Below are 15,423 nucleotides of genomic sequence, written 5' to 3' on the forward strand. Positions count from 1 at the left end.
TGGCGGGCCAGGGCCGCGCACCCGGTCGCGCCGTTGCAGTTACAGGCGCGAGCATGAGGAGCACCGTTGAGCAGGTTGCGCTGGCTGACCGCCGGAGAGTCGCACGGCCCCGCACTGGTGGCGACGCTGGAGGGTCTTCCCGCCGGTATCCCCGTCACCACGGAGATGGTGGCGGACGCGCTCGCCAGGCGACGGCTCGGTTACGGGCGCGGCGCCCGGATGAAGTTCGAGCGGGACGAGGTCACCTTCCTCGGAGGTGTCCGGCACGGCCTGACCATGGGCTCGCCCGTCGCCGTCATGGTGGGCAACACCGAGTGGCCCAAGTGGGAGCAGGTCATGTCGGCCGACCCGGTCGACGCCGAGGTGCTGGCCGCCCAGGCCCGTAACGCCCCCCTGACCCGCCCCCGGCCCGGCCACGCCGACCTGGCCGGTATGCAGAAGTACGGCTTCGACGAGGCCCGGCCGGTCCTGGAGCGTGCCAGCGCCCGTGAGACCGCGGCCCGTGTCGCCCTCGGCGCCGTCGCCCGCTCCTACCTCAAGGAGACCGCGGGTATCGAGATCGTCTCCCACGTCGTCGAGCTGGCTGCGGCGAAGGCGCCCTACGGCGTCCACCCGAAGCCCTCCGACGTGGAGCGGCTCGACGCCGACCCGGTGCGCTGCCTGGACGCCGACGCGTCGAAGGCGATGGTCGCGGAGATCGACCAGGCCCACAAGGACGGCGACACCCTCGGCGGGGTCGTCGAGGTGCTCGCGTACGGCGTGCCCGTCGGGCTCGGTTCGCACGTGCACTGGGACCGCAGGCTCGACGCCAGGCTCGCCGCCGCGCTCATGGGCATCCAGGCCATCAAGGGCGTCGAGGTCGGCGACGGCTTCGACCTCGCCCGGGTGCCCGGCTCCCAGGCGCACGACGAGATCGTCGCCACGGCGGACGGGATCAGGCGCACCTCCGGCCGCTCCGGCGGAACCGAGGGCGGGCTGACCACGGGCGAGCTGCTGCGGGTCCGCGCCGCGATGAAGCCGATCGCCACGGTGCCCCGTGCGCTCGCCACGGTCGACGTGGTCACCGGTGAGGCGGCCAAGGCACACCACCAGCGTTCCGACGTGTGCGCCGTTCCGGCCGCCGGGATCGTCGCCGAGGCGATGGTCGCGCTGGTCCTGGCCGACGCGGTGGCGGAGAAGTTCGGCGGCGACAGCGTCGCCGAGACCCGCCGCAACGTCCAGTCGTACCTCTCCCACCTCCAGATCCGGTGAGCGGCCCGCTGATCGTCCTGGTCGGCCCGATGGGGGTCGGCAAGTCCACGGTGGGCGAACTGCTCGCCGAACGCCTGGGCACGACCTACCGCGACACCGACGCGGACGTCGTGGCCACGGCCGGGAAATCGATCCCCGACATCTTCTTCGACGAGGGGGAGGAGCGCTTCCGCGCCCTGGAGCGGCAGGCGGTCCTGGACGCGGTCGACGGGCACACGGGAGTGCTCGCCCTCGGCGGCGGCGCGGTGCTCGACGCGGAGACCCGCGCGCTGCTCGCCGGCCGCCCGGTCGTCTATCTCTCCATGGACGTCGACGAGGCCGTCCGGCGGGTCGGGCTGAACACGGCCCGCCCCCTCCTCGCGGTCAACCCGCGGCGGCAGTGGCGCGAGCTCATGGACGCCCGGCGCCCGCTGTACGAAGAGGTGGCCGTGGCCACCGTCGCCACCGACGCACGCACACCCGAAGAGGTCGCCCAGGCGATCATCGAGGCACTGGAACTGCCGGAACGCGCGGGAGAGCCCGTACCGTCCGGCCAGGAGAAGACACGTATGACCGAGCAGGGCACCACGCGCATCCAGATCGCCGGCACGGCGGGCACCGACCCCTACGAGGTGCTCGTCGGCCGTCAGCTCCTCGGCGAGCTGTCGAAGCTCATCGGCGACCGTGCCAAGAGGGTCGCCGTGCTGCACCCGGAGGCGCTCGCCGAGACCGGTGAGGCGGTCCGCGAGGACCTCGCCTCCCAGGGCTACGAGGCCATCGCGATCCAGCTGCCGAACGCCGAGGAGGCGAAGACCGTCGAGGTCGCCGCCTACTGCTGGAAGGCGCTCGGCCAGACCGGCTTCACCCGTACCGACGTCATCGTCGGCGTCGGCGGCGGAGCCACCACCGATGTCGCGGGCTTCGTCGCCGCGTCCTGGCTGCGCGGGGTGCGCTGGATCGCCGTACCGACGACCGTGCTCGCCATGGTCGACGCGGCGGTCGGGGGCAAGACCGGCATCAACACCGCCGAGGGCAAGAACCTCGTGGGCGCCTTCCACCCGCCGGCCGGGGTGCTCTGCGACCTCGCCGCCCTGGACTCGCTGCCGGTCCACGACTACGTCTCCGGCATGGCCGAGATCATCAAGGCCGGTTTCATCGCCGACCCCGTCATCCTCGACCTCGTCGAGGCCGACCCGCAGGGCGCCCGTACACCCGCCGGGCCGCACACGGCCGAGCTGATCGAGCGCTCCATCCGGGTCAAGGCCGAGGTCGTCTCCAGCGACCTCAAGGAGTCCGGCCTGCGGGAGATCCTCAACTACGGCCACACCCTGGCGCACGCCATCGAGAAGAACGAGCGCTACAAGTGGCGCCACGGCGCCGCCGTCTCGGTCGGCATGGTGTTCGCCGCCGAGCTGGGCCGGCTCGCCGGACGCCTCGACGACGCCACCGCCGACCGGCACCGCGCCGTCCTGGAGTCCGTGGGGCTGCCGCTCACCTACCGCGGTGACCAGTGGCCCAAGCTCCTGGAGAACATGAAGGTCGACAAGAAGTCCCGCGGCGACCTGCTGCGCTTCATCGTCCTGGACGGCATCGGCAAGCCCACCGTGCTGGAGGGCCCCGACCCGGCCGTCCTGCTCGCCGCCTACGGGGAGGTCTCCGCATGACGACCCGCAGGGTCCTCGTGCTCAACGGCCCGAACCTCGGACGCCTCGGCTCCCGCGAACCCGACGTCTACGGGGCGACCTCCTACGCCGGTCTCGTCGACACCTGCCGGACACTCGGCAAGGAACTCGGCTTCGAGGTCGACGTCCGGGAGACCAACGACGAGGGCGAGCTGATCCGCTGGCTCCACGAGGCGGCGGACGGTTCGATTCCGGTCGTTCTCAACCCCGGCGCCTTCACCCACTATTCGTACGGAATGCGTGACGCCGCAGCCCAGCGCACCGCCCCGCTGATCGAGGTGCACATCTCGAATCCGTACGCACGGGAGGAATTCCGCCACACCTCGGTGGTCGCACCCGTGGCCACCGGCACCGTGGCAGGGTTCGGGATCGGCTCCTACCGGCTCGCTCTGCGCGCCCTGGCCGACGAACTGACGGACTGACACCGGGCACTTCGTGCCTTCCCCGCCCGTTCACAGACCGACGGCCGGGGGAGGTACGGTTGCCGTCGACCAGCGCCAGTTGCCTGTACGAGACGGAGTGGCCGGATGCAGCACGCAGTGGGGGCCCCGCTGCCGCCGCCCCAGGGTCCCGGGAACGGACCGTGGACGCACCAGGCCCAGCACCCGGGCCACCCCGGCCCGGCCGGGCCGCCTCCTCCCGCGGTGCCCGGGGCCCAGCCGCACGTGGCCCCACCGCGGCCGCCCACGCCGCAGCACCCCCCGGTCCCGCACTCCCGGGAGACCACCGGGCACATCCAGCTGCCGCCCGGCGGCCCCGTGCCGCTGCCGGCGCCGCCCGCCGAGGCGGGCACGGGCGCCGCGACCCTGGCCGTGCTCCTGATCGGCCCCGCCGGGGCCGGCAAGACCACGGTCGCCAAGCTCTGGGCGGCCCGCCGCCGGGTCCCCACCGCACACGTCTCCCTGGACGACGTCCGCGAATGGGTCTGCTCCGGCTTCGCCGATCCGCAGGCCGGATGGAACGACCACTCCGAGACGCAGTACCGCCTGGCCCGGCGCACCTGCGGCTTCGCCGCCCGTAATTTCCTGGCCAACGGCATCTCCTGCATCCTCGACGACGCGGTCTTCCCCGACCGCCCCGTCGTCGGACTCGGCGGCTGGAAGCGCCACGTGGGCCCCGGGCTGCTCCCCGTGGTCCTCCTGCCCGGCCTGGAGGTCGTCCTGGAGCGCAACGCGGCCCGCAGCGGGAACCGCAGGCTCTCCGACGAGGAAGTTGCCCGCATCCACGGCCGTATGGCCGGCTGGTACGGCTCCGGTCTGCCGATCATCGACAACTCCACCTACGACGTGGAGACGACCGCACGGGTCCTCGACGACGTCCTGGCCCGCTCCATAGCCAGCCCACCGGCCTGGTGACGGCCGGGCGGGCCCACGGTCGGGTGCGCTGACCGGGCGGGGCCCCACCGGCGCTCGTAGGCTCGGAAACATGTCAGAGGTGTACGCCGTCCGACGCGGACTGCTGCGTGACCGGTACGCCGCCGCCGGATCCGCGGCAGCCCTGGTCTCCCGCCCCGCCAACGTCCGCTATCTCGCGGGCGGAGCCCCGCCCGGCGCCGTGCTGCTGCTCGGCCCTGGCGAGGACGTCCTGCTCTGCCCCCGCGCGCCGAGCGGGGACCCCGCCCACGGGCGTCCCGACGAGCAACTGCGGCTGACCGTCCTTCCCGAGACCGACGGCGACCCGGTGGTCGCGGCGGCCGGTCTCGCCGGCGGCCTGCGCGCCGACTCCCTCGCGGTCGAGGAACACGATCTGACCGTCTCCCGCCACCGGGCCATGAGCGCCGCGGCTCCCCGCCTGCGCCTGAGCGACCTCGGCAGCACGGTGGAGCAGCTGCGCCTGGTGAAGGACGAGGAGGAGATCGCCTGCCTGCGGATCGCCGCGGAGATCACCGACCAGGCGCTCGGCGAACTCCTCGAATCCATCCTGGTGGGACGCACCGAACGCCATCTGGCCCTGGAGCTCGAGCGCCGGCTGGTGGACCACGGCGCCGACGGCCCGGCCTTCGCCACCTCCGTGGGAACGGGCCCCCACTCGGGTCTGGGCCGCCACCGGCCCACCGACCGCAGGGTCGAGGAAGGCGATTTCCTCTCCGTCTGCCTGGGCGCGAACTACCGGGGTTACCGCTGCGAGATCGGCCGGACCTTCGTCATCGGAACCAGCCCCGCGGACTGGCAGATCGAGCTCTACGACCTCGTTTTCGCCGCTCAGCGGGCCGGACGGGAGGCCCTGCTCCCCGGCGCCGCCTGCCGTGACGTGGACCGCGCCGCCCGCCATCTCCTGGACTCGGCGGGGTACTCGGAAGGCCTCCAGCCCAGCACCGGGCACGGGGTCGGACTCGAAATCGACGAGGACCCGCAGTTGGCACCGGCAGCCATGGGTAAACTGGACGCTTGCGTGCCGGTCACCGTCGAACCGGGGGTCCACCTCCCGGGCCGGGGCGGTGTCCGGATCGATGACACGCTCGTCGTGCGCCCCGAGGCGGACGGCGGACCCGAGCTACTCACCATTACGACCAAGGAGCTGCTCGCGCTCTAGGGAACTCCTCGCGGAGACTCCGGCGCGCATCCTTGGCCGTCCACCAGCTTCAGTCCAGGAGATTCCGCAACCGTGGCTTCCACGAACGACCTCAAGAACGGCCTGGTGCTCAAGCTCGACGGAGGCCAGCTCTGGTCCGTCGTCGAGTTCCAGCACGTCAAGCCCGGCAAGGGCCCCGCCTTCGTGCGCACCAAGCTCAAGAACGTGCTCTCCGGCAAGGTCGTCGACAAGACGTTCAACGCCGGCGTGAAGGTCGAAACGGCCACCATTGACCGCCGTGACATGCAGTTCTCGTACATGGACGGCGAGTACTTCGTCTTCATGGACATGGACACGTACGACCAGCTCATGGTCGACCGCAAGGCCGTCGGCGACGCCGCCAACTTCCTGATCGAGGGCTTCACGGCCTCCGTCGCGCAGCACGAGGGCGAGGTGCTCTACGTCGAGCTGCCCGCCGCGGTCGAGCTGACCATCCAGCACACCGACCCGGGTGTCCAGGGAGACCGCTCCACCGGTGGGTCCAAGCCCGCCACCCTGGAGACCGGTTACGAGATCGGTGTGCCGCTCTTCATCACGACCGGCGAGAAGATCAAGGTCGACACCCGTACGGGCGACTACCTCGGCCGGGTGAACAGCTAACCGTGGCTGCCCGGAACAAGGCCCGCAAGCGCGCCTTCCAGATCCTCTTCGAGGCCGACCAGCGCGGTGAGTCCGTGCAGACGGTCCTCGCGGACTGGGTACGGCTCTCGCGGACCGACGACCGTCAGCCGCCGGTCGGTGAGTTCACGATGGAGCTGGTCGAGGGGTACGCGCAGTACGCGGACCGGATCGACGACCTCATCGTCACCTACGCCGTGGACTGGGAGATCGACCGCATGCCGGTCGTCGACCGGAGCATCCTGCGGCTCGGTGCGTACGAACTGATCTGGATGGACTCCACCCCGGATGCCGTGGTGATCGACGAGGCGGTCCAGCTCGCCAAGGAGTTCTCCACGGACGATTCACCGGCCTTCGTGAACGGCCTGCTGGCCCGGTTCAAGGACCTCAAGCCGAATCTCCGCCGGGAGCAGTAGTCCCCGGCGGCGTCGAGCCGAACGAAGAGCCCACGGCCGCGTGCGACCGTGGGCTCTTCGGCGTGCCGGCCCGGTGACCCGTGGACGTGACATGGAAAAGCCGGGCCGGCGGAGTCCTGAGGACCCCGCCGGCCCGGCTTTCCCGAGTGTGGTCAGCCCTCGTCGTGGGCCACCGCGCGACGCGCGTCGGCGTCCAGCACGCCCCAGCTGATCAGCTGCTCCGTGAGCACGGACGGCGACTGGTCGTAGATCACGGCCAGGGTCCGCAGGTCGTCCTGGCGGATCGAGAGGACCTTGCCGTTGTAGTCGCCGCGCTGGCTCTGGATCGTCGCGGCGTACCGCTGGAGCGGCCCGGCCTTCTCCGGCGGCACGTGGGCGAGGCGCTCCAGGTCGAGGACCAGCTTCGGCGGCGGCTCGGCGGCACCGCCGGGGGTCGTGCCGGGCAGGAGCTCCTGCACCGGAACGCCGTAGAAGTCGGCCAGCTCGGCAAGGCGCTGCACGGTCACGGCGCGGTCGCCGCGCTCGTAGGAACCGACCACGACGGCCTTCCAGCGGCCCTGGGACTTCTCCTCCACGCCGTGGAGTGAGAGGCCCTGCTGGGTGCGGATGGCGCGGAGCTTGGCCCCGAGCTGCTTTGCGTATTCGCTGGACATAAGGCTCCCCGGACGCTGGAACATTCTGCGGCTGGGCCGCGTGGCTGGTAACTCACTGTGAGGTTACGCAGCGTTACTTGGCTGCGTCAAGCCGAAAGGTCCGGACTGCCTCCTCCCGGGGGTGGGGCCAGGGCCCTGCGCAAGCCCTGGTAACGTGGATGACGCAATTTCGACGTCCTTTAACGTCCGTCCAGTGAGGCGGAGAAGGAGGTCCGTTTCTTATGGACGCACAGCATGACCACACCGGCAATGCGGCACGCCCCGTTCTCGAGGCTCCCGACATCGCCCGGGTACTGACCCGCATCGCCCACGAGATCGTCGAACGCGCCAAGGGCGCCGACGACGTGGTGCTGCTCGGCATCCCGACGCGAGGTGTCTTCCTCGCCGACCGGCTCGCCGGAAAGCTCGAAGAGATCACCGGCCGGAAGACGCCGGTCGGGTCACTCGACATCACCATGTACCGCGACGATCTGCGGATGCGCCCCGCGCGTGCTCTCGCGCGGACCGAGATCCCCGGAGAGGGCATCGAAGGCCGTCTCGTCGTGCTGGTCGACGACGTGCTCTTCTCCGGCCGCACGATCCGCGCCGCACTCGACGCGCTCGGCGACATCGGCAGGCCCCGGGCCGTACAGCTCGCGGTCCTCGTCGACCGCGGCCACCGAGAACTCCCGATCCGTGCCGACTACGTCGGCAAGAACCTCCCCACGTCGCTGCGGGAGACGGTCAAGGTCCAGCTCGCCGAGGAGGACGGCCGCGACGCGGTGCTGCTCGGCGTCGAGCGGACCGCCCCGGCAGGCGAGCAGTAGCCGAGTCACCTTCCGTGCGCCCCACCGGTCGCACGGCTGCTTCCGCACGCCCGCCTGCCTGATCCCTCCACCCTTCCGGAGACTCCCAGATGCTGCGCCCTCCCGGGGACACCCCCCGGACTCACCGCCACCTCATCTCGGCCGCAGACCTCACCCGCGACGACGCCGTCCTGATCCTCGACACCTCCGAGGAGATGGCCAGGGTCGCGGACCGGCCGATCAAGAAGCTGCCCACTCTCCGTGGACGAACGGTCGTGAACCTTTTCTTCGAGGACTCGACCCGGACCCGGATCTCGTTCGAGGCCGCCGCCAAGCGCCTCTCCGCCGACGTCATCAACTTCTCCGCGAAGGGTTCGTCCGTCTCCAAGGGCGAGTCGCTCAAGGACACCGCCCTGACCCTGGAAGCCATGGGAGCCGACGCGGTCGTCATCCGGCACGGCGCCTCCGGCGCCCCCTACCGCCTCGCGACGTCCGGCTGGATCGACAGCGCGGTCGTCAACGCCGGTGACGGAACGCACGAGCACCCCACCCAGGCCCTGCTGGACGCCTTCACGATGCGCCGCAGGCTGGTCGGACCCGACGCGGGCATCGGCCGGGACCTCGAAGGCCGCCGGATCACGATCGTCGGCGACATCCTGCACAGCCGGGTGGCCCGCTCCAACGTCCACCTGCTGCACACGCTCGGTGCGCACGTCACCCTGGTGGCCCCGCCCACCCTCGTGCCCGTCGGCGTCGAGCGGTGGCCCTGCGACGTCAGCTACCGCCTCGACGACGTCCTGCCGACCTCGGACGCCGTCATGATGCTGCGTGTACAGCGCGAACGCATGAACGCCGCCTACTTCCCGACCGAGCGGGAGTACTCCCGCCGCTACGGACTGGACGGCGAGCGCATGGCCAGGATGCCGGAGCACGCCATCGTGATGCACCCCGGCCCGATGGTCCGCGGCATGGAGATCACGGCCGAGGTCGCCGACTCAGACCGCTGCACCGCCGTCGAACAGGTCGCCAACGGCGTCTCCACCCGCATGGCTGTCCTGTACCTGCTGCTCGGCGGTTCCGAGACCGCTCTGCCCTCCGCCTCCGCCCGTACCGAGGAGAACAAGTAACCATGAGCAAGATCCTGATCCGCGGTGCGAAGGTCCTCGGCGGCGAGCCGCAGGACGTCCTCATCGACGGCGAGACCGTCGTCAGGACCGGCACCGGCATCGAGGCCGGCGACGCCACCGTGATCGAGGCGGCCGGCCAGATCCTGCTGCCCGGCCTCGTCGACCTGCACACCCATCTGCGCGAGCCCGGCCGCGAGGACTCCGAGACCGTCCTCACCGGCACCAAGGCGGCGGCGGTCGGCGGCTTCACCGCCGTCCACGCCATGGCCAACACCTTCCCCGTCGCCGACACCGCCGGTGTCGTCGAGCAGGTCTGGCGGCTCGGCAAGGAGTCCGGCTACTGCGACGTGCAGCCCGTAGGCGCCGTCACCGTCGGCCTGGAGGGCAAGCAGCTCGCCGAACTCGGCGCCATGCACGACTCCGCCGCCGGAGTGAAGGTCTTCTCCGACGACGGCAAGTGCGTCGACGACGCCGTGATCATGCGCCGCGCGCTGGAGTACGTGAAGGCCTTCGACGGTGTCGTCGCCCAGCACGCCCAGGAGCCCCGCCTCACCGAAGGCGCCCAGATGAACGAGGGCGTCGTCTCGGCCGAGCTCGGACTCGGCGGCTGGCCCGCCGTCGCCGAGGAGTCGATCATCGCCCGCGACGTCCTCCTCGCCGCCCACGTCGGCTCCCGCGTGCACATCTGCCACCTCTCGACCGCCGGCTCCGTGGAGATCATCCGCTGGGCCAAGTCCAAGGGCTGGAACGTCACCGCCGAGGTCACCCCGCACCACCTGCTGCTCACCGACGAGCTCGTGCGGACCTACAACCCCGTCTACAAGGTGAACCCGCCGCTGCGCACCGAGGCAGACGTCATGGCCCTGCGCGAGGCGCTCGCCGACGGCACCATCGACTGCGTGGCCACCGACCACGCCCCGCACCCGCACGAGGACAAGGACTGCGAGTGGGCCGCCGCCGCCATGGGCATGGTGGGCCTGGAGACCGCGCTCTCCGTGGTCCAGCAGACGATGGTCGACACCGGTCTCCTCGACTGGGCGGGCGTCGCCGACCGCATGTCGGTCCGCCCCGCGGCCATCGGCCGGCTCGAAGGACACGGCCGGCCCGTCTCGGCCGGTGAGCCCGCCAACCTCACCCTGGTCGATCCGGCATACCGTGGAGCAGTGGACCCCGCGGGCTTCGCCTCCCGCAGCCGCAACACTCCGTACGAGGGTCGCGAGCTGCCCGGCCGAGTGACCCACACCTTCCTGCGGGGCCGTGCCACGGTCGTCGACGGGAAGCTCGCGTGACAACACTCAACCCCCTCTACCAGCTGGCCGCCGAGCAGAAGTCGGCCGAAGTGACGGACTGGTCCGCCCGCATCAGCTGGGTCATCGGACTGCTCGTCCTCATCGCCTTCGTCTACTGGCTGATGCGCCAGGGATGGAAGTGGCGGGGCAGCCTGCAGTCCGGACTGCCCGAGCTCGCGACCACCCCCGAAGGGTTTGCTGACGGCGAGACGCTGCTCACACTGACCGGCCGCTACCACGCCTCGACGACCGCCGGGCAGTGGCTCGACCGGATCGTGGCGCACGGCCTCGGCACCCGCAGCAGGGTCGAGCTGACCCTCACGGAGCAGGGACTCGACGTCGTACGCCCCGGGGCCGCCGACTTCTTCGTACCGGCCGCCGCGCTGCGCGAGGCCCGGCTCGACAAGGCGCTCGCCGGCAAGGTGCTGCCCGAGGGCGGCCTCCTCGTCATCACGTGGGCGCACGGCGACCGGCTGATCGACTCGGGCTTCCGCTCCGACCACGCGGCCGAGCACCAGGCCTGGGTCGACACCCTCAACCACCTCACCAGCACTACGGAAGGCACCGCACGATGACGATCTCCAATCCGGGGCATGCCTCGAAGAGGAAAAAGGTGTCTCCCGCCGTACTCGTCCTGGAGGACGGCCGCTCCTTCCGCGGCCGCGCCTACGGGGCCGTGGGGGAGACCTTCGGCGAAGCGGTGTTCTCCACCGGCATGACCGGTTACCAGGAGACGCTGACCGACCCCTCGTACCACCGCCAGGTCGTCGTCATGACCGCCCCGCACATCGGCAACACCGGCGTGAACGACGACGACCCCGAGTCGAAGCGGATCTGGGTCTCCGGCTACGTCGTGCGCGACCCCGCCCGGATGCCCTCCAACTGGCGTTCGCGCCGCTCGCTGGACGAGGAGCTCACCAGTCAGGGAGTCGTCGGCATCAGCGGCATCGACACCCGGGCGCTCACCCGCCACCTGCGCGAGCGCGGCGCGATGCGCGTCGGGATCTTCTCGGGGAACGCCCTCGAGGACGAGGGCGTCATGCTCGCCAAGGTGCGCCAGGCCCCCGAGATGGCAGGCGCCGACCTCGCAGCCGAGGTCGCCACCAAGGAGGCGTACGTCGTCCCCGCGGTCGGCACCAGGAAGTTCACCGTCGCCGCCATCGACCTCGGCATCAAGGGCATGACCCCGCGCCGCATGGCCGAGCGCGGCATCGAGGTGCACGTCCTGCCCGCCACTGCCACCCTCGACGAGGTGTACGCGGTGGAGCCCGACGGAGTCTTCTTCTCCAACGGCCCCGGCGACCCGTCCACCGCCGAACACCCCGTCGCCCTCATGCGGGGCGTCCTGGAGCGGAAGACCCCGCTCTTCGGCATCTGCTTCGGCAACCAGATCCTCGGCCGTTCGCTCGGCTTCGGCACCTACAAGCTGAAGTACGGACACCGGGGCATCAACCAGCCCGTGCAGGACCGCACGACCGGCAAGGTCGAGGTCACCGCGCACAACCACGGATTCGCCGTCGACGCTCCGCTCGACAAGGTCTCCGACACGGAGTTCGGCCGCGCCGAGGTCTCCCACGTATGCCTGAACGACCAGGTCGTCGAAGGACTGCAGCTGCTCGACCAGCCGGCCTTCAGCGTCCAGTACCACCCCGAAGCAGCCGCGGGCCCGCACGACGCCGCGTACCTCTTCGACCGCTTCGTATCCCTGATGGAGGGCCAGCGTGCCTAAGCGCTCCGATATCCAGTCCGTCCTGGTCATCGGCTCCGGTCCGATCGTCATCGGGCAGGCCGCCGAATTCGACTACTCCGGCACCCAGGCCTGCCGCGTGCTCAAGGCCGAGGGCCTGCGCGTCATCCTGGTGAACTCCAACCCGGCGACGATCATGACCGACCCGGAGATCGCCGACGCCACGTACGTCGAGCCGATCACCCCCGAGTTCGTCGAGAAGATCATCGCCAAGGAGCGCCCCGACGCGCTGCTCCCGACGCTGGGCGGCCAGACCGCGCTCAACACCGCGATCTCCATGCACGACAACGGTGTGCTGGAGAAGTACGGCGTCGAACTCATCGGCGCCAACGTCGAGGCCATCAACAAGGGCGAGGACCGCGACCTCTTCAAGGGAGTCGTCGAAGCCGTCAAGGCGAAGATCGGGTACGGCGAGTCCGCCCGCTCCGTCATCTGCCACACCATGGACGACGTCATCGCCGGCGTCGACACGCTCGGCGGGTACCCCGTCGTCGTCCGCCCCTCCTTCACCATGGGCGGCGCCGGCTCCGGCTTCGCCCACGACGAGGAGGAGCTGCGCCGGATCGCCGGACAGGGCCTCACCCTCTCGCCGACCACCGAGGTGCTCCTGGAGGAGTCCATCCTCGGCTGGAAGGAGTACGAGCTGGAGCTGATGCGCGACAAGAACGACAACGTCGTGGTCGTCTGCTCCATCGAGAACTTCGACCCGATGGGCGTCCACACCGGCGACTCCATCACGGTCGCCCCCGCGATGACGCTCACCGACCGCGAGTACCAGCGGCTGCGCGACATCGGCATCGCGATCATCCGCGAGGTCGGGGTGGACACCGGCGGCTGCAACATCCAGTTCGCGATCGACCCGGCCGACGGCCGGATCATCGTGATCGAGATGAACCCGCGCGTCTCGCGCTCCTCGGCGCTCGCCTCGAAGGCCACCGGCTTCCCGATCGCCAAGATCGCCGCCAAACTGGCCGTCGGCTACACGCTCGACGAGATCCCCAACGACATCACCGAGAAGACGCCGGCCTCCTTTGAGCCGACCCTCGACTACGTCGTGGTCAAGGCCCCGCGCTTCGCCTTCGAGAAGTTCCCGTCCGCCGACTCCACCCTCACCACCACGATGAAGTCGGTGGGCGAGGCCATGGCGATCGGCCGCAACTTCACCGAGGCCCTGCAGAAGGCACTGCGGTCCCTGGAGAAGAAGGGCTCGCAGTTCGCCTTCACCGGCGAGACCGGCGACAAGGCCGAGCTGCTCGCCGAGGCGGTCCGCCCCACCGACGGCCGCATCAACACCGTGATGCAGGCGATCCGTGCCGGCGCCACCCAGGAAGAGGTCTTCGACGCCACGAAGATCGACCCCTGGTTCGTCGACCAGCTCTTCCTGATCAAGGAGATCGCCGACGAGCTCGCCGGCGCCGACAAGCTCGTCCCCGAGCTGCTGGCCGAGGCCAAGCGGCACGGCTTCTCCGACGCCCAGATCGGCGAGATCCGGGGCCTGCGCGAGGACGTCGTGCGCGAGGTCCGGCACGCCCTGGGCATCCGCCCGGTCTACAAGACGGTCGACACGTGCGCCGCCGAGTTCGCCGCGAAGACGCCGTACTTCTACTCCAGCTACGACGAGGAGAACGAGGTCGCGTCCCGCACCAAGCCCGCGGTGATCATCCTCGGCTCCGGCCCGAACCGCATCGGCCAGGGCATCGAGTTCGACTACTCCTGCGTCCACGCCTCCTTCGCCCTGAGCGACGCCGGCTACGAGACCGTGATGGTCAACTGCAACCCGGAGACCGTCTCCACGGACTACGACACCTCCGACCGGCTGTACTTCGAGCCGCTCACGCTGGAGGACGTCCTGGAGATCGTGCACGCCGAGTCGCTCGCCGGACCGATCGCCGGAGTCATCGTCCAGCTCGGCGGCCAGACCCCCCTCGGCCTCGCGCAGGCGCTCAAGGACAACGGCGTGCCGATCGTGGGGACCTCCCCGGAGGCCATCCACGCCGCCGAGGACCGCGGCGCCTTCGGCCGGGTCCTCGCCGAGGCCGGCCTGCCGGCCCCGAAGCACGGCACCGCCACCACCTTCGCGGAGGCCAAGGCCATCGCCGACGAGATCGGCTACCCCGTCCTCGTACGCCCGTCGTACGTGCTCGGCGGCCGCGGCATGGAGATCGTCTACGACGAGACCCGTCTCTCCTCGTACATCTCCGAGTCCACCGAGATCAGCCCCACCCGGCCGGTCCTGGTCGACCGCTTCCTCGACGACGCGATCGAGATCGACGTCGACGCGCTCTACGACGGCACCGAGCTCTACCTCGGCGGCGTCATGGAACACATCGAGGAGGCCGGCATCCACTCCGGCGACTCCGCCTGCGCGCTGCCCCCGATCACCCTCGGCGGCTACGACATCAAGCGGCTGCGGGCCTCCACCGAGGGCATCGCCAAGGGCGTCGGCGTACGCGGACTGATCAACATCCAGTTCGCCCTCTCCGGCGACATCCTCTACGTCCTCGAAGCCAATCCGCGCGCCTCGCGGACCGTCCCCTTCACCTCCAAGGCGACCGCGGTCCCGCTCGCGAAGGCCGCCGCCCGTATCTCGCTGGGTGCGACCGTCGCGGAACTGCGAGCCGAGGGGCTGCTGCCGAAGCACGGTGACGGCGGCACCCTGCCGCTGGACGCGCCGATCTCCGTCAAGGAGGCGGTCATGCCGTGGTCGCGCTTCCGCGACATCCACGGCCGCGGCGTCGACACGGTCCTCGGCCCGGAGATGCGCTCCACCGGCGAAGTCATGGGCATCGACTCGGCCTTCGGCACGGCGTACGCGAAGTCCCAGGCGGGTGCCTACGGCCCGCTGCCCACCAAGGGCCGCGCCTTCATCTCCGTCGCCAACCGCGACAAGCGCTCGATGATCTTCCCGGCGCGTGAGCTCGTCGCGCACGGGTTCGAGCTGATGGCCACCTCGGGCACCGCCGAGGTCCTCAAGCGCAACGGCATCAACGCCACCGTCGTGCGCAAGCAGTCGGAGGGCGAGGGCCCGAACGGCGAGAAGACCATCGTCCAGCTGATCCACGACGGCGAGGTCGACCTCATCGTCAACACCCCGTACGGAACGGGCGGCCGGCTCGACGGTTACGAGATCCGCACCGCGGCCGTCGCCCGGTCCGTGCCGTGCCTCACCACGGTCCAGGCGCTCGCCGCAGCCGTCCAGGGCATCGACGCGCTCAACCACGGTGGCGTCGGCGTACGTTCCCTCCAGGAACACGCGGAACATCTGACCGCGGCCCGCGACTAGAAGCCAGCAGGGGGACACCGGA

Annotated in this window: 14 protein-coding genes; 13 read left to right on the forward strand and 1 reads right to left on the reverse strand. The window is 70.6% G+C overall.

Going from position 1 to position 15,423, the window contains the following annotated elements:
- Nucleotides 1–66 precede the first annotated feature (66 nt).
- From aroC to nusB, 7 genes are all read left to right on the forward strand, one after another.
- A complete protein-coding gene (gene aroC, locus ABT001_RS17205; RefSeq protein ID WP_351277775.1) occupies nt 67–1,251 on the forward strand; it encodes a chorismate synthase in 1,185 nt (394 codons plus the stop codon).
- Nucleotides 1,248–2,894, forward strand: coding sequence for a 3-dehydroquinate synthase (gene aroB, locus ABT001_RS17210; protein ID WP_351277778.1), 1,647 nt, complete (start codon nt 1,248–1,250; stop codon nt 2,892–2,894). The genes aroC and aroB overlap by 4 nt, the downstream gene beginning before the upstream one ends.
- A complete protein-coding gene (gene aroQ, locus ABT001_RS17215; RefSeq protein WP_351277780.1) occupies nt 2,891–3,334 on the forward strand; it encodes a type II 3-dehydroquinate dehydratase in 444 nt (147 codons plus the stop codon). The genes aroB and aroQ overlap by 4 nt, the downstream gene beginning before the upstream one ends.
- A 105-nt stretch (nt 3,335–3,439) precedes the next feature.
- Nucleotides 3,440–4,267: a Pro-rich N-terminal domain-containing protein gene (locus tag ABT001_RS17220; RefSeq protein ID WP_351277782.1), complete on the forward strand. Its 828-nt coding sequence runs from the start codon at nt 3,440–3,442 to the stop codon at nt 4,265–4,267.
- A 70-nt stretch (nt 4,268–4,337) separates the two neighbouring features.
- On the forward strand, nt 4,338–5,444 hold the full coding sequence (locus ABT001_RS17225) for a M24 family metallopeptidase (protein WP_351277785.1): 1,107 nt from the start codon (nt 4,338–4,340) through the stop codon (nt 5,442–5,444).
- A 72-nt stretch (nt 5,445–5,516) separates the two neighbouring features.
- Complete coding sequence (gene efp / locus ABT001_RS17230; protein WP_014044814.1) at nt 5,517–6,083, forward strand: elongation factor P; 567 nt, start codon at nt 5,517–5,519, stop codon at nt 6,081–6,083.
- A gap of 2 nt (nt 6,084–6,085) precedes the next feature.
- Nucleotides 6,086–6,517, forward strand: a complete 432-nt coding sequence (gene nusB / locus ABT001_RS17235) for a transcription antitermination factor NusB (RefSeq protein WP_031097763.1) — start codon at nt 6,086–6,088, stop codon at nt 6,515–6,517.
- Between the two features lie 152 nt (nt 6,518–6,669).
- Here the strand turns inward: nusB and bldD are convergent, their stop codons facing one another.
- Nucleotides 6,670–7,170: a transcriptional regulator BldD gene (bldD, locus tag ABT001_RS17240; protein ID WP_014157378.1), complete on the reverse strand. Its 501-nt coding sequence runs from the start codon at nt 7,168–7,170 to the stop codon at nt 6,670–6,672.
- A 221-nt stretch (nt 7,171–7,391) separates the two neighbouring features.
- Here bldD and pyrR point away from each other — a divergent pair, with 221 nt between their 5' ends.
- The 6 genes from pyrR to carB all read left to right on the forward strand — a co-directional run bounded on the left by pyrR (nt 7,392) and on the right by carB (nt 15,401).
- On the forward strand, nt 7,392–7,976 hold the full coding sequence (gene pyrR, locus ABT001_RS17245; protein WP_351277789.1) for a bifunctional pyr operon transcriptional regulator/uracil phosphoribosyltransferase PyrR: 585 nt from the start codon (nt 7,392–7,394) through the stop codon (nt 7,974–7,976).
- Between the two features lie 89 nt (nt 7,977–8,065).
- The gene (locus ABT001_RS17250) at nt 8,066–9,082 is read left to right on the forward strand and encodes an aspartate carbamoyltransferase catalytic subunit (protein ID WP_351277791.1); all 1,017 of its coding nucleotides are present in this window, start codon (nt 8,066–8,068) and stop codon (nt 9,080–9,082) included.
- A gap of 2 nt (nt 9,083–9,084) precedes the next feature.
- Nucleotides 9,085–10,371, forward strand: a complete 1,287-nt coding sequence (locus ABT001_RS17255) for a dihydroorotase (RefSeq protein ID WP_351277794.1) — start codon at nt 9,085–9,087, stop codon at nt 10,369–10,371.
- Nucleotides 10,368–10,946, forward strand: a complete 579-nt coding sequence (locus tag ABT001_RS17260; RefSeq protein ID WP_351277796.1) for a PH-like domain-containing protein — start codon at nt 10,368–10,370, stop codon at nt 10,944–10,946. Before ABT001_RS17255 ends, ABT001_RS17260 begins: the two co-directional genes overlap by 4 nt.
- Nucleotides 10,943–12,100, forward strand: a complete 1,158-nt coding sequence (gene carA / locus ABT001_RS17265) for a glutamine-hydrolyzing carbamoyl-phosphate synthase small subunit (protein WP_351277799.1) — start codon at nt 10,943–10,945, stop codon at nt 12,098–12,100. The genes ABT001_RS17260 and carA overlap by 4 nt, the downstream gene beginning before the upstream one ends.
- Nucleotides 12,093–15,401: a carbamoyl-phosphate synthase large subunit gene (gene carB / locus ABT001_RS17270; protein ID WP_351277802.1), complete on the forward strand. Its 3,309-nt coding sequence runs from the start codon at nt 12,093–12,095 to the stop codon at nt 15,399–15,401. Before carA ends, carB begins: the two co-directional genes overlap by 8 nt.
- Nucleotides 15,402–15,423 lie beyond the last annotated feature (22 nt).

Origin of the sequence: Streptomyces sp. NPDC002793 (assembly GCF_040295485.1) — a bacterium.
Taxonomy (GTDB): Bacteria; Actinomycetota; Actinomycetes; order Streptomycetales; family Streptomycetaceae; genus Streptomyces.